The organism is Agromyces sp. NPDC058126, from assembly GCF_042884595.1.
In the GTDB taxonomy this organism is placed as follows: domain Bacteria; phylum Actinomycetota; class Actinomycetes; order Actinomycetales; family Microbacteriaceae; genus Agromyces.
In genome coordinates this window covers 1,154,318-1,175,302 of sequence record NZ_JBHVTS010000001.1, presented here as the reverse complement: position 1 = coordinate 1,175,302, position 20,985 = coordinate 1,154,318, and the positions used below count along the sequence as shown (strand labels likewise).

Annotated in this window: 21 protein-coding genes; 3 read left to right on the top strand and 18 right to left on the bottom strand. The window is 70.2% G+C overall.

What is annotated here, in order from left to right; genetic code table 11:
• Positions 1-712: 712 nt before the first annotated feature.
• Complete coding sequence (gene tyrS, locus ACFVTR_RS05250; RefSeq protein ID WP_387035359.1) at positions 713-2,014, bottom strand: tyrosine--tRNA ligase; 1,302 nt, start codon at positions 2,012-2,014, stop codon at positions 713-715.
• Positions 2,015-2,126: 112 nt separating this feature from the next.
• Between tyrS and ACFVTR_RS05245 the strand changes: the two genes are divergently transcribed.
• Complete coding sequence (locus tag ACFVTR_RS05245) at positions 2,127-2,747, top strand: DNA-binding protein (RefSeq protein ID WP_387035358.1); 621 nt, start codon at positions 2,127-2,129, stop codon at positions 2,745-2,747.
• Positions 2,744-3,349, top strand: a complete 606-nt coding sequence (locus ACFVTR_RS05240; protein ID WP_376940719.1) for a hypothetical protein — start codon at positions 2,744-2,746, stop codon at positions 3,347-3,349. Before ACFVTR_RS05245 ends, ACFVTR_RS05240 begins: the two co-directional genes overlap by 4 nt.
• Before the next feature lie 94 nt (positions 3,350-3,443).
• Here ACFVTR_RS05240 and ACFVTR_RS05235 read toward each other — a convergent pair whose 3' ends face one another.
• The 17 genes from ACFVTR_RS05235 to infC form a co-directional block, all read right to left on the bottom strand.
• Positions 3,444-4,049 (bottom strand): DNA-3-methyladenine glycosylase, encoded by a 606-nt coding sequence (locus ACFVTR_RS05235; protein ID WP_387035356.1) that lies wholly within the window; start codon positions 4,047-4,049, stop codon positions 3,444-3,446.
• Between the two features lie 8 nt (positions 4,050-4,057).
• Complete coding sequence (gene argH, locus ACFVTR_RS05230) at positions 4,058-5,488, bottom strand: argininosuccinate lyase (protein WP_387035354.1); 1,431 nt, start codon at positions 5,486-5,488, stop codon at positions 4,058-4,060.
• Complete coding sequence (gene argF / locus ACFVTR_RS05225; protein ID WP_387035352.1) at positions 5,488-6,417, bottom strand: ornithine carbamoyltransferase; 930 nt, start codon at positions 6,415-6,417, stop codon at positions 5,488-5,490. The genes argH and argF overlap by 1 nt, the downstream gene beginning before the upstream one ends.
• A 24-nt stretch (positions 6,418-6,441) precedes the next feature.
• Positions 6,442-7,593, bottom strand: a complete 1,152-nt coding sequence (locus tag ACFVTR_RS05220) for an acetylornithine transaminase (RefSeq protein WP_387035393.1) — start codon at positions 7,591-7,593, stop codon at positions 6,442-6,444.
• A 32-nt stretch (positions 7,594-7,625) separates the two neighbouring features.
• Positions 7,626-8,555, bottom strand: a complete 930-nt coding sequence (gene argB / locus ACFVTR_RS05215) for an acetylglutamate kinase (protein WP_387035350.1) — start codon at positions 8,553-8,555, stop codon at positions 7,626-7,628.
• A gap of 2 nt (positions 8,556-8,557) precedes the next feature.
• The gene (gene argJ / locus ACFVTR_RS05210) at positions 8,558-9,715 is read right to left on the bottom strand and encodes a bifunctional glutamate N-acetyltransferase/amino-acid acetyltransferase ArgJ (RefSeq protein ID WP_387035349.1); all 1,158 of its coding nucleotides are present in this window, start codon (positions 9,713-9,715) and stop codon (positions 8,558-8,560) included.
• Complete coding sequence (gene argC / locus ACFVTR_RS05205) at positions 9,712-10,755, bottom strand: N-acetyl-gamma-glutamyl-phosphate reductase (RefSeq protein WP_387035348.1); 1,044 nt, start codon at positions 10,753-10,755, stop codon at positions 9,712-9,714. The genes argJ and argC overlap by 4 nt, the downstream gene beginning before the upstream one ends.
• A gap of 301 nt (positions 10,756-11,056) precedes the next feature.
• Positions 11,057-13,582, bottom strand: coding sequence for a phenylalanine--tRNA ligase subunit beta (gene pheT / locus ACFVTR_RS05200; protein ID WP_387035346.1), 2,526 nt, complete (start codon positions 13,580-13,582; stop codon positions 11,057-11,059).
• A 3-nt stretch (positions 13,583-13,585) separates the two neighbouring features.
• Positions 13,586-14,626: a phenylalanine--tRNA ligase subunit alpha gene (gene pheS / locus ACFVTR_RS05195; RefSeq protein WP_387035344.1), complete on the bottom strand. Its 1,041-nt coding sequence runs from the start codon at positions 14,624-14,626 to the stop codon at positions 13,586-13,588.
• Between the two features lie 42 nt (positions 14,627-14,668).
• Positions 14,669-15,604: an amino acid ABC transporter permease gene (locus tag ACFVTR_RS05190; protein WP_387035343.1), complete on the bottom strand. Its 936-nt coding sequence runs from the start codon at positions 15,602-15,604 to the stop codon at positions 14,669-14,671.
• On the bottom strand, positions 15,601-16,248 hold the full coding sequence (locus ACFVTR_RS05185) for an amino acid ABC transporter permease (RefSeq protein ID WP_387035341.1): 648 nt from the start codon (positions 16,246-16,248) through the stop codon (positions 15,601-15,603). The genes ACFVTR_RS05190 and ACFVTR_RS05185 overlap by 4 nt, the downstream gene beginning before the upstream one ends.
• 58 nt (positions 16,249-16,306) lie before the next feature.
• Positions 16,307-17,170 (bottom strand): glutamate ABC transporter substrate-binding protein, encoded by an 864-nt coding sequence (locus ACFVTR_RS05180; RefSeq protein ID WP_387035339.1) that lies wholly within the window; start codon positions 17,168-17,170, stop codon positions 16,307-16,309.
• Positions 17,171-17,221: 51 nt separating this feature from the next.
• Positions 17,222-18,010 carry an amino acid ABC transporter ATP-binding protein gene (locus ACFVTR_RS05175; RefSeq protein ID WP_387035337.1) on the bottom strand — a complete coding sequence of 263 codons (789 nt, stop codon included), beginning with the start codon at positions 18,008-18,010 and terminating at the stop codon, positions 17,222-17,224.
• Between the two features lie 91 nt (positions 18,011-18,101).
• On the bottom strand, positions 18,102-18,902 hold the full coding sequence (locus ACFVTR_RS05170) for a TrmH family RNA methyltransferase (protein WP_387035335.1): 801 nt from the start codon (positions 18,900-18,902) through the stop codon (positions 18,102-18,104).
• A 126-nt stretch (positions 18,903-19,028) separates the two neighbouring features.
• A complete protein-coding gene (rplT, locus tag ACFVTR_RS05165) occupies positions 19,029-19,415 on the bottom strand; it encodes a 50S ribosomal protein L20 (protein WP_157422736.1) in 387 nt (128 codons plus the stop codon).
• 33 nt (positions 19,416-19,448) lie between these two features.
• Complete coding sequence (rpmI, locus tag ACFVTR_RS05160; RefSeq protein WP_376940746.1) at positions 19,449-19,643, bottom strand: 50S ribosomal protein L35; 195 nt, start codon at positions 19,641-19,643, stop codon at positions 19,449-19,451.
• 54 nt (positions 19,644-19,697) lie between these two features.
• A complete protein-coding gene (gene infC / locus ACFVTR_RS05155; protein ID WP_387035392.1) occupies positions 19,698-20,318 on the bottom strand; it encodes a translation initiation factor IF-3 in 621 nt (206 codons plus the stop codon).
• A 336-nt stretch (positions 20,319-20,654) separates the two neighbouring features.
• Between infC and ACFVTR_RS05150 the strand changes: the two genes are divergently transcribed.
• Positions 20,655-20,966: a DUF1844 domain-containing protein gene (locus tag ACFVTR_RS05150; protein WP_157432313.1), complete on the top strand. Its 312-nt coding sequence runs from the start codon at positions 20,655-20,657 to the stop codon at positions 20,964-20,966.
• Positions 20,967-20,985: the final 19 nt, after the last annotated feature.

The following is a 20,985-nucleotide window of genomic DNA, read 5'->3' as shown; positions in this document are numbered from 1 at the left end:
GTTCCCAACACCCGAAAGTGCCAGGGAGTTCAATCTCTGACAGAGAAACAACTGACTCGAAAATCAAATTGTCCATCAATCAAAGGAATCCCACCGATCCGAAAACCGGTTGGGGTTCAATAAATTGGCATTGAACATAGTGCACGCTGTTGAGTTCTCAAGGAACGGACGCACCCGGATCGAACACCCGACCAGACAGCCGGGCCGCCTCCAGGGCAACCTGTAAAACATACCACCGAACCAGCCGGTCGCAAACACGACCAACCCCGACTCCGAAGAGCCACGGTCAATACTGGAAGGGGTTTCTCATCCTAGACTTGAAATCACCGAGTCGCAATGCTGCGCCTTCGAGGTTATTTGGCTAGAACCACCACCGCTGGACCCGGGCCGCACTCTCGCGCTTCCCGGCCGCCGCGGCGACAAGAGAAGAATCTACGCGACCACCCCGACCCCTCACAAATCCACTTTGCATCCCGGGCGTGTCGCGCACTTCCGTCGGCCCCCTTGACGTGAACGATTCCCTGATCAAGTTACTAAAACCCCGGGGGTGTCCCTTGTTCGCGCGAAGACGCGGCCGTGCGACCGCGCCGACATTCCCCCGTCGCGCCAGCACTCCGTCCTCCGATTCGCCTGCCGGTGCGAGACGATGCGAAAGGCCCCGGCCGATCACGGAGTGATCGACCGGGGCCCGGGAGCTCTGCGGAGCCGGCTGCTACTCGACGAAGATGCCGGCGAGCGTCTTCTTGCCGCGACGGAGCACGGCCATGCCGCCCCGCTCGACGAAGCCGTCGAGCGTCGCCGCCTGGTCGTCGACCTTGCGGTTGTTGACCGAGACGCCGCCCTGGGCGATCGCGCGACGGCCCTCGCTCAGGCTCGACACGAGCTTCGTGTCGGCGAGGAGCTGTGCGATCTGCGCATCGGGCGCCGTCGTCGTGTTCGGCAGCTCGCGCAGGGCCGACTCGAAGACGTCGGCGTCGAGCTCCGTGATCTCGCCCTGACCGAACAGCGCCTGCGAAGCGGCGATGACGGCCGCCGTGGCATCCGCGCCGTGCACCATCGTGGTGACCTCGGTCGCGAGGACACGCTGGGCCTCGCGCCGGAAGGGCTCGCTCGCGACGAGCGCCTCGAGCTCCTCGATGCGCTCGCGCCCGAGGAAGGTGAAGACCTTGAGGCGCGTGACCACATCGGCGTCGTCGGTGTTGAGCCAGAACTGGTAGAAGCGGTAGGGGCTGCACATCGCGGCGTCGAGCCAGACCGCGTTGCCCTCGCTCTTGCCGAACTTCGTGCCGTCGCTGTTCGTGATGAGCGGCGTGCCGATCGCGTGCACGCTCGCGCCCTCGACGCGGTGGATCAGGTCGGTGCCGCTCGTGAGGTTGCCCCACTGGTCGCTGCCGCCCGTCTGCAGGACGCAGCCGTACTGCCGGAAGAGCTCGAGGTAGTCGAAGCCCTGCAGGATCTGGTAGCTGAACTCGGTGTAGCTGATGCCGGAGTCGGAGTTCAGTCGCGAGGCGACCGCGTCCTTCTTGAGCATCGTGCCGACGCGGTAGTGCTTGCCGATCTCGCGGAGGAAGTCGATGGCGCTGAGGCCGGCCGTCCAGTCGAGGTTGTTCACGAGGCGCACGGCGTTGTCGCCCTCCTGCGAGAGGAAGCGCGTGACCTGGCCCTGGAGGTAGCCGACCCACTCGGAGACGGTCTCCTTCGTGTTCAGCGTGCGCTCGGCGGTCGGGCGGGGGTCGCCGATGAGGCCGGTGGAGCCGCCGACGAGTCCGAGCGGCTTGTGCCCCGCGAGCTGGAGCCTGCGCATGGTGAGCAGCTGCACGAGGTTGCCGAGGTGCAGGCTCGGTGCCGTCGGGTCGAACCCGCAGTAATACGTGATCGGCTCGCCCGCGAGGAGCTCTTTGAGCGCGGCCTGGTCGGTCGACACGTGCACGAGGCCGCGCCAGACGAGCTCCTCCCAGACGTCGTCGAATGAGGCGTCGTTCTGCTGGGTGGAGAGGATCACTGGGTCTGACACCACGTCAGATTATCAGCGGGCAGGCGATGAGCGTTCCACCCCTAACCGATCGATGTTTAATGCTGTATGCTTATCTGCCAATTGATAAAGGCTGCAAGGTGAAGGAGTGACCATGATCGTCGTCACCGCAGACCAGGTGTCGAGCCGCACCCGCGCCGATCTCGCCGGCTCCGAGCGCGACCGGATCCAGCGGGCGCACGGCGATCGACTCCTCCTGCCCGTCGCGCGCAACGCGGGCGACGAGATCCAGCTGCTCACGAGCGACGCGCGCACCGCCGTCGACGTCGCCCTCGAGCTCACGAGGCACGGCGAATGGAGCGTCGGCATCGGATGCGGCGCCGTGCGCGAACCCCTGCCCGATGACATCAGGGAGGCGAGCGGCGAGGCGTTCTTCGCCGCACGCGATGCCGTCGAACGTGCCAAGAAGAGCACGCCGCGGCTCGCGGTCGAAGCGCCGGGCTCGGCCCTCGAGGGCGACGCGGCCCACCTCGAGGCACTCTTCAAGCTCGCCCTCATCCTCCGCGAGCGCCGCTCCGACCAAGGGTGGGAGGTGTACGACCGCATCGTCGGCGGCGCGCTCCAGTCCGACATCGCCGACGAACTCGGCGTGAGCGCCCCTGCGATCAGTTCGCGCATGAAATCGGCGAACATCCGCGCCGAGCTCGACGCGGTGCCCGCGCTCGCTAGGCTGCTTGAGACTCTGGATGCCTCGACGGGAGCCCGCCACCCATGAATCTCTTCGTCATCGCCGACGCGATCACCTGGTCCGCGCTCATGCTCGCCCTCGTCGCGGCCGCGGTGCTCTCGATCCTCGCGTCCGTCCGACCCCGTCGCAGCTTCGTCTGGTTCGCGACGGGCGCGCTCGGCATCGCGATCCTCGCCGCCGCATCGACGCAGGGGCCCGCGCCGATCGGCGTCGCCCCCCTCGTCGTCGTGCTCGGACTCGCGGTGGCGGTGTTCGGCGGCAGCGCCGCGGCCGGCACCGCCCTCGACCTGGCGATGGGCGGCGCCGTCTCCCCCGGCCTCCACGGCGGCATCATCGTGACCGACCGGCGCGTCGACGCCGACCTCGCCGCGGGCGTGCACGCCGTCGAGCGACGCCGAGAGGTGCTGCGCGGCGGACTCACGATCGGCGTGCTCGAGCGCGTCGCCTCGGCCGGCGCGATCATCGCGGGATTCCCCGAGGCGCTCGCGATCGTCGTCGCCATCAAGGGCGTCGGCCGATTCACCGAACTCGAGGCGCCCGAGGCGCGCGAGCGCTTCATCATCGGCACCTTCGCGAGCCTCATCTGGGCGTGCGCCGCGGCGCTCGTCGTGCACTTCGCGATCCGCTGAGCTGCGCCGTTCGCGTCCTCCGCGCACGACGTTCCGCTCGCGCCGTTCGCGCGACGTGCATATGCACGTGGACCGGGCGCTCGATTCGCAGCGGCTACTCGGCGGCGAGCCGGTGCCGCCGATACGGTGAGACGCCCTCGTCGCCGGGCAGCCAGAACCGCCACGGGTAGGCCGCACCGCCGCCGTCGCCGCTCACGCCCGTGCGCGGCCCGTGCGCATGATGGAGCGGCGCTTCGAGCACCTGCAGCGAGAACGGCGGCGCGAGCAGGTCGCTGCCGCCGGCGTCGAGGGGCACCCCGAGTGCGCGCGACAGCCGGCCGGGGCCGCGCGCGAGGTCGCGGTCTGCGACGCCAGAACGCCGATGCCGGGCGAGCTCGAGGCCCCGCACGACCGTGGCGCCGCGCATCAGCACCCCCGCCGAGGTGCCGGCCCGTCGCGCCACGATGTTCAGGCAGACGTGCATGCCGTAGCTGAAGTACGCGTAGAGGTGCCCCGGCTCGCCGAACATAACCGCGTTCCGCGGCGTGCGCCCGCGGAAGGCGTGCGATCCCGGGTCCTCCCCGACCCCGCGGTAGGCCTCGAGCTCCGACAGACGGATCGCCACCTCGCCGTCGGGCGCGGCGTAGCTCAGCACGGCACCGAGCAGGAGCGGCGCGAGCCGCACCGGATCCTGCTCGAAGAACGCCCGCTCAGGCGTCATCAGTGCGGTCAGGCCGCCCCCTCGGGAAGCCCGGCCACGAGATGCCGCACCCGATCGGCCAGGCGAGCGAACTGCTCGTCGACCCTCACTGGGGCGGTGCCCCCGATGCCGTCGCGGCTCGCCACCGAACCCTCGATCGTGAGCACCTCGCGCACCTCGGGCGTGAGGTGCGGCGAGATCGCGGCGAGCGCGGCGTCGTCGACGGCGTCGAGCTCGAGCGAGTGCTCCTCGGCGTAGCGCACCAGGGCGCCCGTGATCTCGTGAGCGTCGCGGAACGGGACGTGCCGCTTGACCAGCCACTCGGCGACGTCGGTCGCGAGGGAGAAGCCGGCGGGCGCGAGCTCCGCCATCCGGTCGGTGTGGAAGGTGAGGGTCGCCACCATGCCCGTGAACGCGGGCAGCAGCACCTCGAGCGTCTCGACCGAGTCGAAGACGGGCTCCTTGTCCTCCTGGAGGTCGCGGTTGTACGCGAGCGGGAGCGCCTTCAGCGTGGCGAGGAGGCCGGTGAGGTTGCCGATGAGGCGACCCGACTTGCCGCGCGCGAGCTCGGCGATGTCGGGGTTCTTCTTCTGCGGCATGATCGACGATCCCGTCGAGTAGCCGTCGTCGAGCGTGACGAAGCCGAACTCGCGGGTGTTCCAGAGGATGATCTCCTCGGAGATGCGTGAGAGGTCGATGCCGATCATCGTCGTGACGAAGGCGAACTCCGCGACGACGTCGCGGCTCGCCGTGCCGTCGATGGAGTTCTCGGCCGGCGCGGCGAGGCCCAGGTCGCGGGCGACGGACGCCGCGTCGAGGCCGAGCGTCGAACCCGCCAGCGCTCCCCCGCCGTAGGGCGAGACGTCGGCGCGCTTCGTCCAGTCGACGAGGCGTTCGAGATCGCGGCTGAGCGCCCACGCATGGGCGAGCAGGTGGTGCGCGAGCAGCACGGGCTGCGCGTGCTGCAGGTGGGTGCGCCCCGGCATGATGGCCCCGCGGTGGGCCTCGGCCTGCGCGGCGAGCGCGTCGATCAGGTGCACCAGCTGCTGCCCGATGACGGCGGCGTGGTCCTTCAGGTAGAGCCGCACGAGCGTCGCGATCTGGTCGTTGCGGCTGCGGCCGGCACGCAGCTTGCCCCCGAGCTCGGGCCCGACGATGCCGATGAGGGCCGCCTCGAGCGCCCCGTGCACATCTTCGTCGCTCTCGCCCGCGACGATCTCGCCCGAGAGGACCCGCGCCTCGAGCGTGTCGAGCCCGCCGAGCATCGACGCGAGCTCGTCGTCGGCGAGGTAGCCGGCCGCGGCGAGCGCGCGTGCGTGAGCTCGAGACCCGGCGAGGTCGTAGCTCGCGAGCTGCCAGTCGAAGTGCGTCGACTTCGAGAGCCGCGCGAGCTCGGGTGAGGGACCGCTCGCGAATCGGGCGCCCCAGAGCGACCCCTCGTTGGTGCCGTGCTCGGCCATCATGCGTCCTTCCGGTTCAAGAGCCAGGTGAGCAGCGCCTTCTGCGCGTGCAGGCGGTTCTCCGCCTCGTCCCAGACGACCGACTGCGGGCCGTCGATGACCTCGGCGTCGACCTCGACGCCGCGGTACGCGGGAAGGCAGTGCAGGAAGATCGCGTCATCGGATGCCTCCGCCATGAGCGACTCCGTGACCCGGTAGTCGCCGAAGGTCGCGAGGCGCTCGGCCTTCTCGGCCTCCTGGCCCATCGACACCCAGGTGTCGGTGACGATCACGTCAGCGCCCGACGCCGCGGCGGCCGCGTCGGTCGTGACGAGCACCGACCCGCCCGTGGAGGCGGCGATCCGCTCGGCATCGGCCACGAGGTCGGCGCGCGGCGCGTAGTCGGCGGGCGCGGCGATGCGCACGTGCATGCCGGCGGTCGCGCCGCCGAGCAGGTACGAGTGCGCCATGTTGTTCGCGCCGTCGCCGAAGTACGACATCGTGAGCCCGGCGAGCTCGCCCTTCTGCTCGCGCACGGTCTGCAGGTCGGCGAGGATCTGGCACGGGTGGAAGTCGTCGGAGAGCGCGTTGACGACGGGCACCGTGGTGCCGGCCGCCATCTCCTCGAGGCCCGACTGGGCGTAGGTGCGCCAGACGACCGCGGCGACCATGCGCTCGAGCACGCGGGCCGTGTCGGCCACCGACTCCTTGCCGCCGAGCTGGCTCTCGTTCGAGGCGATCACGAGCGGCACGCCGCCGAGGTCGGCGATGCCGACCGAGAACGAGACGCGGGTGCGGGTGGAGGTCTTGTCGAAGATCACGGCGACGGTCTGCGGGCCCTCGAGCGGGCGCTCGGCGAAGCGGTCGGCCTTGAGGCGGGCGGCCAGCTCGAGCACCTCGGCCTGTTCGGCGTGGCTCAGGTCGTCGTCACGGAGGAAGTGGCGGGTCATGGGGTCCGTTTCGTGTGGGGAGGTTCAGGAGGCGGCGACGGCGTCGAGCGCGGCCCTGAAGCGCTGGACGAACTCGTCGATCTCGGCGTCGCCGATGATGAGCGGCGGCGCCATGCGGATGGTGGCGTCGTTCGCGGCGTTCACGATGAGCCCGGCGTCCATCGCCGCGGCGACCAGCGGGCCCGCGACGGGCTCGGTGAGCCCGATGCCGATGAGGAGGCCGCGGCCGCGGACCCCGGCGATGAGCGGCGAGTCGAGGCCGAGGATACGTTCGCGCAGCTGCTCGCCGCGCACCGCCGCGTTCTCGACGAGCCTGGCCGACTCGATCTCTCCGAGCACCGCGTTCGCGACGGCCGTCGCGAGCGGGTTGCCCCCGAAAGTCGAGCCGTGCTGTCCCTTCGTGTAGAGCGTCGACGCGTGACCGTAGGTCACGAGGCCGCCGATCGGGAAGCCCCCGCCGACGCCCTTGGCGAAGGTGATCGCGTCGGGCGTGATGCCCGCGTGCTGGAACCCGAACCAGGCGCCCGTGCGCCCGGCGCCGGTCTGGATCTCGTCGACGATGAGCAGCGCCCCGTGGCGGTGCGTCAGCTCGCGCGCGGCCTCGAGGAAGCCCTCGGGCAGTTCGACGACCCCGGCCTCGCCCTGGATCGGCTCGACGATGAGCGCCGCGACCGCGTCATCGAGCTCGGCCTCGAGCGCGTCGAGCGTCGCCGGGATGTGCTCGACGCCGCCCGGCAGCGGCAGGAACGGGTCGCGCATGTGCGCCTTGCCGGTGAGGGCGAGCGACCCCATCGTGCGTCCGTGGAAGGCGTCGACGAGCGCGAGCACCCGCGTGCGTGCGCCGCCCGAGTTGTTCAGCCGGGCCAGCTTGAACGCCGCCTCGTTGGCCTCCGCCCCGGAGTTGCCGAACCACACCCGACCGTCGTCGCCGGCCCCGGCGAGCCGGGTGATGCGCTCGGCGAGCTCGAGCGTCGGCTCGGTCGTGAAGTAGTTCGAGACGTGCGCGAGGGTCGCGGCCTGGCGGGACACCGCGTCGACGAAGGCCGGATGCGCGTGGCCGAGCGCGTTGACCGCGATGCCGGCGAGGAAGTCGAGGTAGGGCTTGCCCGAGTCATCCCACACGCGCGCGCCTTCGCCGCGCTCGAGCTTCGCGAGCGGCATGCCGATCGAGCGCATGATGCGGGTGTCGAACCGCTGCTGCCAGTCGTTCACTCGGCGCCTCCGGCGTTCTGGGGCACGACCTCCGTGCCGATTCCGGACTGGGTGAAGACCTCGAGCAGGATCGAGTGCGGTATGCGACCGTCGATGATCGCCGCCTTCGCGACGCCGCCCTCGACGGCGTCGAGGCAGGCACGCATCTTCGGGATCATGCCCGACTCGAGGGAGGGCAGGAGCGCCGTGAGCTCGGGCACCTCGATGACCGAGACGAGCGAGTCGCGGTTCGGCCAGTCGCGGTAGAGCCCGGCGACGTCGGTGAGGATGACGAGCTTCGCCGCACCGAGCGCGACGGCGAGCGCCGCCGCCGCCGAGTCGGCGTTCACGTTGAGCGACTGCCCCGGCGTGTCTGCATCGGGCGCGATCGAGGAGACGACGGGGATGCGACCGGCGTCGAGCTGCGCCTGCACGGCTTCGGGATCGACCGCCACGACGTCGCCCACGAGGCCGAGGTCGATCTCGACGCCGTCGACGACGGCCCCGCGACGACGGCCGGTGAACAGCCCCGCGTCCTCGCCCGAGAGCCCGGCCGCGAGCGGCCCGTGCCCGTTGATGAGCGAGACGAGCTCGCGATTCACCTGGCCCGAGAGCACCATCCGCACGACGTCCATCGCCTCGGGCGTCGTCACGCGGTAGCCGCCGCGGAACTCGCTCTCGATGCCGAGCCGCTCGAGCATCGACGAGATCTGCGGGCCGCCCCCGTGCACGACCACCGGCTTGATGCCGGCGTAGCGGAGGTAGACCATGTCCTCGGCGAAGGCGCGCTGCAACTCGGGGCTGACCATGGCGTTGCCGCCGAACTTCACGACGATCGTCTCGCCGTGGAATCGCTGCAGCCACGGCAGCGACTCGATGAGCACCCGCGCCTTCTCGGCGGCGACGTCGGCGCTGGAGCCCGCGGCATCCGTTTCGAAATCGCTCATGCTCAGCTCGCGTACGCGCTGTTCTCATGCACGTAGTCGTGCGTGAGGTCGTTCGTCAGGATCGTCGCGGTCGCCTCGCCGGCGTGCAGCTCGATGAGCACGTGGGTCGCGCGCGGCGTCAGGTCGACCTCGTCGCGCGGGCGGTCGGGCCGCCCCGCGTGACACACGCGCACCCCGTTCATCGACACGTCGACGAGGTAGGGGTCGAACGGAGCCTGCGTCGTGCCGATCGCGGCGAGCACCCGGCCCCAGTTGGGGTCGTTGCCGAAGATCGCGGCCTTGAAGAGGTTGTTGCGGGCGACGGAACGGCCGACCTCGACCGCGTCGTCCTCGGTCTCGGCGCCGCGCACCTCGATCGTGATGTCGTGGCTCGCGCCCTCGGCGTCGGCCTGCAGCTGCGCGGCGAGGTCGAGGCACGCGGCGGTGAGCGCGTCGGTGAACGCCGCCTCGTCGGGCACGACGCCCGAGGCGCCGCTCGCGAGGAGCGTCACCTGGTCGTTCGTCGACATGCACCCGTCGGAATCGAGCCGGTCGAAGCTCACCCGGGTCGCCTGGCGCAGCGCGCGGTCGAGGGCGGATGCCTCGAACTCGGCGTCGGTCGTGATGACGACGAGCATCGTGGCGAGGCCGGGTGCGAGCATTCCCGCGCCCTTCGCGATGCCGCCGATGCGCCACCCCGCGCCCTCGACCACGACGGTCTTCGGCGTCGTGTCGGTCGTCATGATGGCGCGCGCCGCGTCGGCGCCCGCCTGGGCCTCGGCCGAGAGGCGGTTCGCGGCGCTCAGCACGCCCTCTTCGAGCACCTCGCCGTCGAGCTGGTCGCCGATGAGGCCCGTCGAGCAGACGAGGACGTCGCCGGCCGAGACCTCGAGCGCCGATGCCGCCGCCTCGGCGGTGCGGTGCGTGACCTGGAAGCCCTCGGGCCCGGTGAAGCAGTTGGCCCCGCCCGAGTTGAGCACGATCGCGGCGACCTGACCGTCGGCGATGACCTGCCGCGACCAGATGATCGGATTCGCCTGCGCGCGGTTCGAGGTGAACACCGCGGCCGCCTGCTGCGACGGCCCGCGGTTCACGATGAGGGCGAGGTCGAGCGCCCCGGTGCGCTTGATCCCGGCGGCGATGCCGGCGGCTTCGAATCCGGCGGGGGCGGTGACGGTCACGGGGCGACTCCGTTCACGGGAAGGCCGGTCGACTCGGTGAGCCCGAGCGCGAGGTTCGCCGACTGGATTGCGGCACCCGCGGTGCCCTTGACGAGGTTGTCGACCGCGGTGACGACCACGACGCGACCCGCGCGCTCGTCGACCGCGAGGCCCATGAGCGCGGTGTTGGCGCCGAGCACGTCGGCGGTGCGCGGGAACTGGCCGTCGGGCAGCAGCTGCACGAAGCGCTCCCCCGCGTAGGCGTCCTCCCAGGCGGCACGCACCGTCCTCGCATCGGTGCCCGGCATGATGCGCGCCGTCGAGGTCGCGAGGATGCCGCGCGACATCGGCACGATCACCGGCGTGAACGAGATGGTCGGGTCGGCCGCCCCGGCCCAGCGGAGGGCCTGCTGGATCTCGGGGATGTGCCGGTGCACCCCGCCCACCGAGTACGGGTTCGCCGAACCCAGGATCTCGGAGCCGAGCAGGTGCGCCTTCAGGCTCTTGCCCGCACCCGACGGCCCGACGGCGAGCACCGACACGAGGTCGCGGTCCTCGATGACGCCGGCGCGGATGCCCGGCGCGAGCGACAGCGCGACGGTCGAGGCGTTGCAGCCCGGGGCGGCGATGCGACGCGACTTCGCCAGCCGGTCGCGCTGGGTGCTGCTGAGCCGCGGAAGCTCGGGCACCCCGTAGGTCCACGCGGGGTGGAAGTCGCCGCCGTAGAACGCGTCCCAGTCGGCGGCGCGCTCGAGCCGGTGGTCGGCGCCGCAGTCGATGACGAGCGTCTCGGGCGGGAGCTCGGCTGCGACCGCGCCCGAGGCGCCGTGCGGGAGCGCCAGGAAGACGACGTCATGGCCGGCGAGCGTCGCGGCGGTCGTCTCCTGCAGCGTGAGGTGCGTGTAGGTGCGCAGGTGCGGCTGCACCGCGACGAGCGGCTGGCCGGCGTTGGAGTGCGCGGTCACGGTGCGGACCTCGAACTCGGGATGATCGGCGAGGAGCCGCAGGATCTCTCCTCCGGCATAGCCGGACGCGCCGGAAACGGCGACGGAGTACGTCATGAATCCACCTTAGGGTCTGTCTGGTCGGGGCGATGTTCCGGCGACGCCCCGCGACAGGCCGCTACGCCTGTGCAGGGGTCGCCGAGATTCGGCGGCCGCCACGGCGTCGGCTGCGCACGATCGAGGCACGCGAGACGCGTGCGGCGATGGCGAACCGGGTGATGGACATGGATCGACCATATCCGCGGGTCGACGCGGGGCGCAAACCGGGCTTGCGATGTGCGTCGGAATGCGACGACGGCGCCGCGGAGTGCGCGGCGCCGTCGTCGGCGTTCGGGTGATCGGGCCGGGCCCGACCCGGTCAGTCGCGGATCGCGGCCCCGGTGCGCTCGGCCGCGAGCGCCGCGCCGGCGAGCTTCGCCTCGCTGGCCTCGGCTGCGGTGAGCGTGCGGTCGGGCGCGCGGAAGCGCAGCGCGAAGGTCAGGCTCTTCGATCCCTCGGGCAGGCCCTGTCCGCGGTAGTCGTCGACGAGGGCGAGGTGCTCGAGCAGGTCGCCCGCGCCCTCGCGCACCGCTGCGGCGACCGCGGCGGCCGGCACGGCGGCGTCGACGAGGACCGAGAGGTCCTGCGTCGCTGCGGGGAACGTGCCGATCGGCGACGCCTCGACCGCGGGGTCGGCGGCGGCGATGACGGCGTCGAGGTCGAGCTCGGCGACCGCGACCACGCGCGGCAGGTCGTTCTCCTCGGCGATCGCGGGGTGCAGTTCGCCCGCGAAGCCGACGACGCGGCCGCCGACGCGGAGCTCTGCAGTGCGGCCCGGGTGCATCGCCTGGTGCGCACCCTGCACGATCTCGAGCTCGGCACCCGTCGCGAGCGCGACCCGGCGCACCGCGTCGAGCGCGTCGACGATGCCGACCGGCTCGGCGGGCTGGCCCGGCTGCTTCACGATGCGCTCGCCCACGAGCAGCACGCCGAGGTGGCGCGGCTGCGGCGGAATGCCCGCATCGAGGGCGGCGAGGGTCTCGTCGCTCGGCTTCGCGTCGCCGACCGGCAACTCGGCCGAGCCGTAGGCGCGCCCCGCCTCAGGAAGGAAGACGAGCCCGAGCTCGAACAGGTCGACGTCGACGAGCCCGCGCGAGCGGTTGCGCTTCGCCGCGGCCATGAGGCCGGGCAGGAGCGAGCGGCGGAGGTACGGCGTCGACTGGTCGAGGGCGTTCGCGAGACGCACGGAGGCCACGGGCGAGCCGTCGGCGCTGCCGAAGCGCGCGTTCTCGGCCTCGGTCGAGAACGGGAAGCTCAGCACCTCGGTCGACCCCGCGCCCGCGAGCACGTCGGCGGTCTGCCGGCGGAGGCGCTGCGAACGGGTGAGACCGCGCCCGGGAGGCGCGACCGGCAGCACCGACGGGATGCGGTGGTAGCCGACGAGCCGGGCGACCTCTTCGGCGAGCTCCTCGCGACCGGTGAGGTCGGGGCGCCACGCCGGGGGCACGACCGAGAAGCCGTCGTCGACGCGGCTGAGCACCCCGCCGATCTCGGCGAGCGCGTCGTGCACCTCGTCGTTCGTGTACTCGACGCCGATGAGCTGCGAGACGAAGCCGTCGGGCAGCACGATGGCGTCGCGCTCGGGCGTGGTCTGGATGAGCGAACCGCCCGCGTCGGCCGTGCCGCCGGCCAGGTCGACCATCAGCTGGGCGACACGTGCGACCGCGACGGCGCCGATGGTCGGGTCGATGCCGCGCTCGTAGCGCTTCGCCGCCTCGCTCGGCAGCTTGTGCCGACGGGCCGTGCGTGCGATCGAGATCGGATCCCAGTGCGCGGCCTCGATGAGCACGTTCTGCGTGGCGTCGCCCATCTCGGTCTCGGCGCCGCCCATGACGCCCGCGAGGCCGATGGGGCCGCGGTCGTCGGTCACGACGATGTCCTCCGCGTGGAGCGTGCGCTCCTTGCCGTCGAGCGTCGTGAAGCGCTCGCCCTGCTCGGCACGGCGCACGACGATGCCGCCGCGCAGCGCGTCGAGGTCGTAGCCGTGGATCGGCTGGCCGAGCTCGAGCATGACGTAGTTCGTGATGTCGACGAGCACCGAGATCGAGCGGATGCCCGCGAGCTTCAGGCGCGCGATCATCCACGCGGGGGTCGGCTTCGAGGCGTCGAGGCCGCGCACGATCCGGGTCGCGAACGCGTTCGAGGCGAGCCGGCCGCGCAGCGGCGCCCGGTCGTCGATGACGACGGAGAAGCCGTCGTCGGAGACATCCGTCGCGGGCGTCTGCAGGGCCGGGTCGCGGAACACCGCGCCCGTCGCGTGCGCGTACTCGCGCGCCACCCCGCGGATGGAGAAGGCGTAGCCGCGGTCGGGGGTGACGTTGATCTCGATCGCGGCGTCGTCGAGGCCGAGGAGCGAGATCGCGTCGCTGCCGACCGGCGCGTCGATGCCGAGGGTCGACAGGCGCAGGATGCCGTCGTGCTCGTCGCCGAGCCCGAGCTCGCGCGCCGAGGCGATCATGCCGTCGGAGACGTGCCCGTACGTCTTGCGCGCGGCGATCGGGAACGGGCCGGGCAGCACGGCGCCCGGGAGCGTCACCACGACCTTGTCGCCGACGAAGAAGTTGCGGGCGCCGCAGACGATGCCGTGCACGGCGTCGCCGCCGTCGGCCGCCGTCTCGCCGTCGGGCGCGACGCGCACCTGGCACCAGCGGATCGTCTTGCCGTTGGTCTGCGGCTCCTCGACGAACTCGAGCACCTCGCCCACGACGATCGGGCCCTGGAGCTCGAAGGTGTGCACGTCTTCTTCTTCGAGGCCGACCTTCACGAGGGCGGCGTGGACGTCTTCGGGCGTCGTGCCCGGCACGAGCTCGACGTACTCGGCGAGCCAACTCAGGGGTACTCGCATGGGTCAGACCACCATTCCGAACTGCTCGGAGAACCGCACGTCTCCCTCGACCATCTCGCGCATGTCCTGCACGTCGTTGCGGAGCATGAGGCCGCGCTCGACCCCCATGCCGAAGGCGAAGCCCGTGTACACCTCGGGATCGATGCCCGCCGCGCGCAGCACGTTCGGGTGCATCATGCCGCAGCCGCCCCACTCGATCCAGCGCGCGCCGCCCTTGAAGGTCGGGTGCCAGAAGTCGAGCTCGGCGCTCGGCTCGGTGAACGGGAAGAAGCTCGGGCGCAGGCGGATCTTCGCCTCGTCGCCGAAGATCGCCTTCACGAAGTGGTCGAGCGTGCCCTTGAGGTGCGCCATCGTGAGGCCCTTGTCGACGGCGACGCCCTCGAACTGCATGAACACCGGCAGGTGGGTCGCATCGAACTCGTCGGTGCGGTACACGCGCCCCGGCGCGAGCACGTACAGCGGCAGCTCGCGGTCGAGCATCGAGCGGATCTGCACCGGGCTCGTGTGCGTGCGCATCACGAGGTGCGCCTCGGGCGGATCGACGAAGAAGGTGTCCTGCATCGCGCGCGCCGGGTGATCGGCGTCGAAGTTCAGCGCGTCGAAGTTGAACCACTCGCTCTCGACCTCGGGGCCTTCGGCGATCTCCCACCCCATGCCGGTGAAGACGTCGCACACCCGGTCCTGCAGCAGGGCGAGCGGATGCCTCGCGCCCGCCGTGATGCGCGACGGCAATGCCGTGACGTCGACCGCCTCGGCGGCGAGCTGCGCGGCCGCCTCGGCCTCGACGATCTCGGCCTCGCGGGCGGCGAAGGCCTGGTTGACCCGGCCTCGGGCGCCGCCGACGAGCTTGCCGAGGGCGGCCTTCTGGTCGTTCGGCACGTTGCGCAGTTCGGCGTTCAGCAGCGCGAGCGCCGACTTCTCGCCCGTGTGCTCGGTGCGCACGGTCTTCAGGGCGGCGGAGTCGCCGGCCGACGCGATGGCCGCGAGGGCTGCGTCGACCGCGGATGCGACCGCGGATTCGGTGATTTCGAGGGGCTCGGACACGAAGAACGAGTCTACCGGCGCGGAGGCCTGCCGACGCGACCGTCAGATCGCGCCGCCCATGCCGCCGGTCTGGTCCGATTGGCGGGCCGCGGCCGATGCCTCCGCGAGGAGCATCGCCTGGTTCGGGTTGTCGGGGTCGAGCCGCTTGCCGCTCGACTTCGACGCCGTGCGCCGCGAGAGCCAGCGCGCGAACCACGAGAGCGAGAGGTTCATGATGAGGTACAGCACCAGCGTGACGACGAACAACGAGAACAGGTAGCGGTTGCCGAAGAAGCTCGCCATGTTGTTGAGGGTCACGCGCATGAGCTCGACGTAACCGACGATGTAACCGAGCGAGGTGTCCTTCAGGAGCACCACGAGTTGCGCGACGATGATGGGCAGCATTTGCCGGAACGCCTGCGGGAACTCGACGAGCATCTTCGACTGCAGCGGGCGCATGCCGAGGCTGAGCCCCGCCTCGCGCTGACCGCGCGGCAGCGCCGCGAGCCCGGCGCGCAGCGCCTCGCCGATGAGTGCGCCGTTGTAGAGGGTCAGGGCCACGACGACCGCCCAGAACGCCGGAACGCTGAACACGAGCAGGATGAACAGCATCATGAGCAGCAACGGCATGCCACGGAAGAACTCGAGGACGATCGCGGTCGGCACCCGGATCCACCGGATCTCGGAACTGCGGAGCAGCGAGAACACCATGCCGAGCGCGATCGCGAACACCGAGGCGGTCAGCGCGGCCTGCAGGGTGCCGCCGACGCCGACGACCAGGATGCGCTCCCACACCACCGGGTCGGTGAAGATGTCCCAGCGGCTCGGGTCGAAGAAGCCCGGCAACGTGATGCCGCCGCTCTCGCGCGGGGCGGCGAGCGTCATCACGATCCAGGCGAGACCCGCGACGATCACGACGCCGGTGACGATAGACGAGATCAGCGAGAGACGCCGGGCACGGGGCCCCGGGGCGTCGAAGAGCACGCTCGAGCCGCTCATCGCTGCACCACCCACTTCCGTTCGAGTTGTGCGGCGATGACGCCGAGCGGAATGGTGATCACGAGGTAGAGCGTCGCCGCGGCGAGGAGGATCGCGATGACGGCGTTGCCGTTGGCGTTCGCAAGTTCGCGGGTGGCGGCGAAGAGTTCGAAGACGAAGAAGCCACCGGCGACCGAGGTGTTCTTCGTCAGGGCGATGAACACGTTGATGAGCGGCGGAATCGTCATGCGGAAGGCCTGCGGCAGAACGATGAGGCTCACCGTCTGCCCGAACCCGAGGCCGACACTGCGCGCCGCCTCGGCCTGCCCGACCGGCACGCCGTTGATGCCCGACCGAAGCGCCTCGGCGACGAACGGCGAGGTGTAGACCGAGAGCCCGATCATCGCGGCAGTCACGTAGTCGAGCCGCGAACCGAGGTACGGCAGGATGATCGCGCAGAAGAACAGTACGAGCGTCAACGGGGTGTTGCGCACCAGCTCGGTGTAGACGGTCGCGAAGGTGCGCAGCGACGCCACCGGCGAGATGCGCATCGCCGCGATGATCGTGCCGATCACGAGCGCCGAGACGCCGCTCACGCCGAGCAGCAGCAGGGTCATGCTGAACCCGCGCCAGTAGGTCGGCAGATTCTCGATGACGGCGTCCATGCGCCTCCTTCAGGGCGGGTCGCGGTCCGGGCGCTCGCGCGCCCGGACCGCGAACGGGTCAGTAGCGGTCGACGGCCGGCGGCTCGACGAACGGCAGCACGGTTCCGGCGGTGGAGTTCCACGCCTCCTCGTAGCGGCCGTCCTCGTACGCCTCCTCGAGCACGTCGTTGATCCACATGCGGAAGTCGGTGTCGTCGAGCTTCAGGCCGATGCCGTAGGGCTCCTCCGTGAACGGCTCGCCCACGATCTTGAACTCCCCCTCGTTCTGGGAGACGAGCCCGGCGAGGATCACGTTGTCGGTCGACACCGCGACGACCTGGCCGCTCCGCAGCGGCTCGAGGCAGTTCGAGTACGTGTCGGTCTCGATGACCTCCGCGCCGAGCTCCTTCAGGTTGGCGGCCGGGGTCGAACCCGTGACCGAGCAGACCGGCTGACCGACGAGGTCCTCCTCGCTCGCGATGTCCTCGTTGTCGGCGAGCACGAGGATCGACTGGCCGGCCAGGTAGTACGGGCCCGCGAAGGAGACGACCTCCTTGCGCTTGTCGTTGATCGTGTACGTCGCGACGACGATGTCGACGTCGCCGTTCTCGATGAAGGGCTCGCGGTTCGCCGAGACCGACTCGACCCACTCGATCTTGTCCTCGGCGATGCCCAGCTCGGACGCGATGATCTTGGCGATCTCGACGTCGAAGCCGACCGGGACGCCGTCGGGGCCGACGAGCCCGAACAGCGGCTGGTCGAACTTCGTGCCCACCGTGATGGTGCCCGCCTCGGCGAGCTTCGCCATCGTGGTGCCCTCGTCGAACGTGGGCGCCGGTTCCGCCGACGGCTCGGCCGAGTCGCCGCCGCCGCTCGAACAACCGGCCAGTGCGAGCGCGGTCACCGCCGCGGCTGCGAGGAGTGCGATGCTGTTGCGTTTCATGTCCCTGCCTCTTCTCCTGTGATGGTCCTCGCGACTCGTGATCGCGGAGGTCTAGTGCTCGAGGATCTTCGAGAGGAAGTCCTTCGCACGATCGGACTGCGGGTTGTCGAAGAACTCGGCCGGGGTCGCCTCTTCGACGATCTTGCCGTCGGCCATGAAGAGCACGCGGTCGGCGGCCTTGCGGGCGAAGCCCATCTCGTGGGTGACGACGATCATGGTCATGCCGTCCTTCGCGAGGCCGACCATGACGTCGAGCACCTCGTTGATCATCTCGGGGTCGAGCGCGCTCGTCGGCTCGTCCATGAGGATGAGCTTGGGGTTCATCGCGAGCGAGCGCGCGATCGCGACGCGCTGCTGCTGACCGCCCGAGAGCTGCGCCGGCAGCTTCTTCGCCTGGTTCGCCACCCCGACCCGGTCGAGCAGCTCCATCGCCTTCGCCTCGGCGTCTTTGCGCGACATCTTCTTCACCCTGATCGGCGCGAGCGTGATGTTCTCGAGCACCGTCTTGTGGGCGAAGAGGTTGAACGACTGGAAGACCATGCCGACGTCGGCCCGCAGCTTCGCGAGCGCCGCGCCCTCTTCGGGCAGCGTCTCGCCGTCGATCGAGATCGAGCCCGAGTCGATGGTCTCGAGCCGGTTGATCGCCCGGCACAGCGTCGACTTGCCCGAACCGGACGGGCCGATCACGACGACGACCTCGCCGCGGTTCACGACCGTGTTGATGTCGTTCAGCACGTGGAGGTCGCCGAAGTGCTTGTCGACGTGGTCGACCACGACGAGCGGCTCGCCGCGTCGGACGCTGATGTTCGAGGTCGGCGGCGCGGGCTGGGTGGGCTCCATACCCCCAAAACTAGGGAGGCTTCGGCCCCTGCCGCCACTGTTCGACGACGCGGTTACCGTTTCGTGACCCGCGGGGCGGACGGTCCGCCCGTCAGCTGCGCTGCGCGAACGCGCTCTCGTAGAGGCACACCGAGGCGGCGGTCGCGAGGTTCATCGACTCGGCCTTGCCGTAGATCGGCACGATGACGACGCGGTCGACGAGGGCGAGCTGCTCGTCGGGAAGGCCTCGGGCCTCGTTGCCGAACAGCCAGGCCGTCGGGTTCGCGAGCACGCCCTCGTTGCGCACCGTGAGCAGGTCTTCGCCCTTGACGTCGGCGGCGAGCACCGTGAGGCCCGCGGCGCGGGCGCGCGTCAGCACGTCGTCGAGGTCGGCGCCCACGGCGACCGGCAGGTGGAAGATCGAGCCCGTCGATGAGCGGACGACCTTCGGGTTGTAGAGGTCGACGGCCCGCCCCGTGAGGATGACCGCATCGGCGCCGGCCGCGTCGGCGGCCCGCACGATCGTGCCGAGATTGCCCGGATCGCGCACCTCCTCGAGGATCGCGATGAGCCGCGGCCCCGCCGCGAAGACGTCTTTCACGGCGGTCGGGAACTGCCGGCACACGGCGACGAAGCCCTGCGGCGTGACCGTGTCGGCCATCGACGCCAGCACCTCTTCGGTGACGAACTCGACCTCCACCGCGGCGCGCACGGCGTTCTCGGCGATGTCGGTGTAGCGCTCGAGGGCGGTCGGGGTCGCGTAGAGATCGACGACCAGTTCGGGCCGGAACTCGAGCGCCTCGGAGACCGCCTGCGGCCCCTCGAGCAGGAACAGCCCGCTCTCGGCGCGTGCGGCCTTCTTCGCGAGTTTCGCGACGGCACGGACGCGCGGCGAGCGGGGGTTCTCGAGCATGGTCACAGTCTATTCAAGGGGATGCCGCGGTCGGGGCATCCTCGGAGCACTCGCGCGGCGGCATGCGAAACGGCCCGGCCGCTCTGCTGAGGCAGAGCGCCGGGCCGTTCGAGGAGAAGTCGACGCTTACGCGGCGGTCTTCGGGGCCGACGTGTCGGCGGGGAGCGCCTTCTTGGCCGACTCGACGAGCGCGGCGAAGGTCGCCGGCTCGTTGACCGCGAGCTCCGCGAGGATGCGGCGGTCGACCTCGATGCCCGCAAGGCCGAGGCCCTGGATCAGGCGGTTGTAGGTGAGGCCGTTCTGACGCGAAGCCGCGTTGATCCGCTGGATCCAGAGGCGACGGAAGTCGCCCTTCTTCTTGCGGCGGTCGTTGTACGAGTAGACGAGGGAGTGGGTGACCTGCTCCTTCGCCTTGCGGTACAGGCGCGAACGCTGACCGCGGTAGCCCTCGGCACGCTCGAGGATGACGCGACGCTTCTTGTGCGCATTGACTGCGCGCTTGACTCTAGCCATTGTGCTGTTTCTTCCTTACGGGATTCTCGCGGCTCAGTGGCCGAGAAGCTTCTGGATCTTCTTCGCGTCGGCGGGCGAAACGACCTGGTCCTGGTTCAGGCGCATCTTGCGCTTCGAGGCCTTGACCTCGAGGTTGTGGCGCATACCGGCCTGCTGCTTCTTGATCTTGCCGCTGCCGGTGATCTTGAAGCGCTTCTTGGACCCGGAGTGGGTCTTCTGCTTCGGCATCTCGTGTTTCTCCTTGGTTCTGCCGCCATGCGGGTGACGGACGTGGGTGTTGGCCTACGCCTCGGTGGGCTCGGCCGTCTGCGCGTCGGCGTCGTCCGCGGCGTCCGCCGCCGGTCGCGTCTTCGCTGCAGCACGCTGTGCATTCGCCTCGGCCTTGGCCTCGGACTTGTTCTTCAGGGGCGCGATGACCATGACCATGTTGCGGCCGTCGATCGTCGGGTTGTGCTCGACCGTGCCGAACTCAACCACGTCTTCGGCGAAGCGCTGGAGGAGGCGGACACCCATCTCGGGGCGCGACTGCTCGCGTCCGCGGAAGAGGATCATCGCCTTGACCTTGTCGCCGGCCTTCAGGAAGCCGATGGCGCGCTTCATCTTGGTCTCGTAGTCGTGCTTGTCGATCTTGAGGCGGAACCGGACCTCTTTGAGGATGGTGTTCGCCTGGTTGCGCCGGGCCTCTTTCGCCTTCTGCGCAGCCTCGTACTTGTACTTGCCGTAGTCCATGATCTTGGCGACCGGCGGCTTGGAGTTCGGTGCGACCTCGACGAGGTCGAGGTCGGCCTCCTGCGCGAGCCGCAGGGCCACCTCGATCTTCACGACGCCGACCTGCTCTCCGCCGGGGCCCACGAGGCGGACCTCGGGAACGCGGATGCGGTCGTTGGTACGGGGATCGCTGATGCGTGTACTCCTCTACTCAAGCTGTCTGTGCGCCGAAGGAGGAGAATTCACGTATTTCGCGCGGAATCTCACCGCGACTCATACGGCACCCTGTCTACTCTCCCGCTGCGGTTCTGGCGAACCTTCACGTGAGAGCGGAGTGCAATCGACCCGGTAACCTTGATGAAGCGGTATGCGCGGGTGGGAGAATCTCCACTTTCGTACCGGGGGAAAGCCCCGGAGCCCGAAGCAGTCTAGCAGAGGAAGTCTGTGTCACATAGTTCGCCCATCAACCCGGGTTCCGACGAGTCCACCCACCGCTACGAGGAGGCCGTCAACGAGTCGGTCGACGGCGCGCTGCGCGACATCGCCGAGGTGCCCGCCGTCGAGATCATCACGACCGCGGCCGTGCACCTCATGAGCGCCGCCGCCGTGAAGCTCGGCCTCGCCGACAACCCCGACGAGCAGCTCGACCTCGACGAGGCGCGCAAGCTCATCAACGCCCTCGCCGGGCTCATCACCGCCGGAGCGCCCGAGATCAGCGACATGCACGCGCGCTCGCTCCGCGACGGGCTCCGTTCGCTCCAGCTCGCGTTCCGCGAGGCCTCGTCGATCCCCGACCCGATCGGGCAGGGCCCCGGCGAGAAGTGGACCGGCCCCGTCAGCTGACGCGCGCAGGCGCGCGGCC

What these genes read in the sequence shown, in the direction of transcription:
- ACFVTR_RS05170 (WP_387035335.1), bottom strand. Translation starts at nt 18,902, where the DNA reads ATGCTCGAGAACCCCCGCTCGCCGCGCGTCCGTGCCGTCGCGAAACTC.
- pheT (WP_387035346.1), bottom strand. Translation starts at nt 13,582, where the DNA reads ATGCGAGTACCCCTGAGTTGGCTCGCCGAGTACGTCGAGCTCGTGCCG.
- ACFVTR_RS05190 (WP_387035343.1), bottom strand. Translation starts at nt 15,604, where the DNA reads ATGAGCGGCTCGAGCGTGCTCTTCGACGCCCCGGGGCCCCGTGCCCGG.
- argH (WP_387035354.1), bottom strand. Translation starts at nt 5,488, where the DNA reads ATGGCCGAGCACGGCACCAACGAGGGGTCGCTCTGGGGCGCCCGATTC.
- rplT (WP_157422736.1), bottom strand. Translation starts at nt 19,415, where the DNA reads ATGGCTAGAGTCAAGCGCGCAGTCAATGCGCACAAGAAGCGTCGCGTC.
- ACFVTR_RS05235 (WP_387035356.1), bottom strand. Translation starts at nt 4,049, where the DNA reads ATGACGCCTGAGCGGGCGTTCTTCGAGCAGGATCCGGTGCGGCTCGCG.
- rpmI (WP_376940746.1), bottom strand. Translation starts at nt 19,643, where the DNA reads ATGCCGAAGCAGAAGACCCACTCCGGGTCCAAGAAGCGCTTCAAGATC.
- argC (WP_387035348.1), bottom strand. Translation starts at nt 10,755, where the DNA reads ATGACGTACTCCGTCGCCGTTTCCGGCGCGTCCGGCTATGCCGGAGGA.
- ACFVTR_RS05240 (WP_376940719.1), top strand. Translation starts at nt 2,744, where the DNA reads ATGAATCTCTTCGTCATCGCCGACGCGATCACCTGGTCCGCGCTCATG.
- ACFVTR_RS05175 (WP_387035337.1), bottom strand. Translation starts at nt 18,010, where the DNA reads ATGGAGCCCACCCAGCCCGCGCCGCCGACCTCGAACATCAGCGTCCGA.
- ACFVTR_RS05245 (WP_387035358.1), top strand. Translation starts at nt 2,127, where the DNA reads ATGATCGTCGTCACCGCAGACCAGGTGTCGAGCCGCACCCGCGCCGAT.
- ACFVTR_RS05180 (WP_387035339.1), bottom strand. Translation starts at nt 17,170, where the DNA reads ATGAAACGCAACAGCATCGCACTCCTCGCAGCCGCGGCGGTGACCGCG.
- argB (WP_387035350.1), bottom strand. Translation starts at nt 8,555, where the DNA reads ATGAGCGATTTCGAAACGGATGCCGCGGGCTCCAGCGCCGACGTCGCC.
- ACFVTR_RS05185 (WP_387035341.1), bottom strand. Translation starts at nt 16,248, where the DNA reads ATGGACGCCGTCATCGAGAATCTGCCGACCTACTGGCGCGGGTTCAGC.
- ACFVTR_RS05220 (WP_387035393.1), bottom strand. Translation starts at nt 7,593, where the DNA reads ATGCGCTCGATCGGCATGCCGCTCGCGAAGCTCGAGCGCGGCGAAGGC.
- argF (WP_387035352.1), bottom strand. Translation starts at nt 6,417, where the DNA reads ATGACCCGCCACTTCCTCCGTGACGACGACCTGAGCCACGCCGAACAG.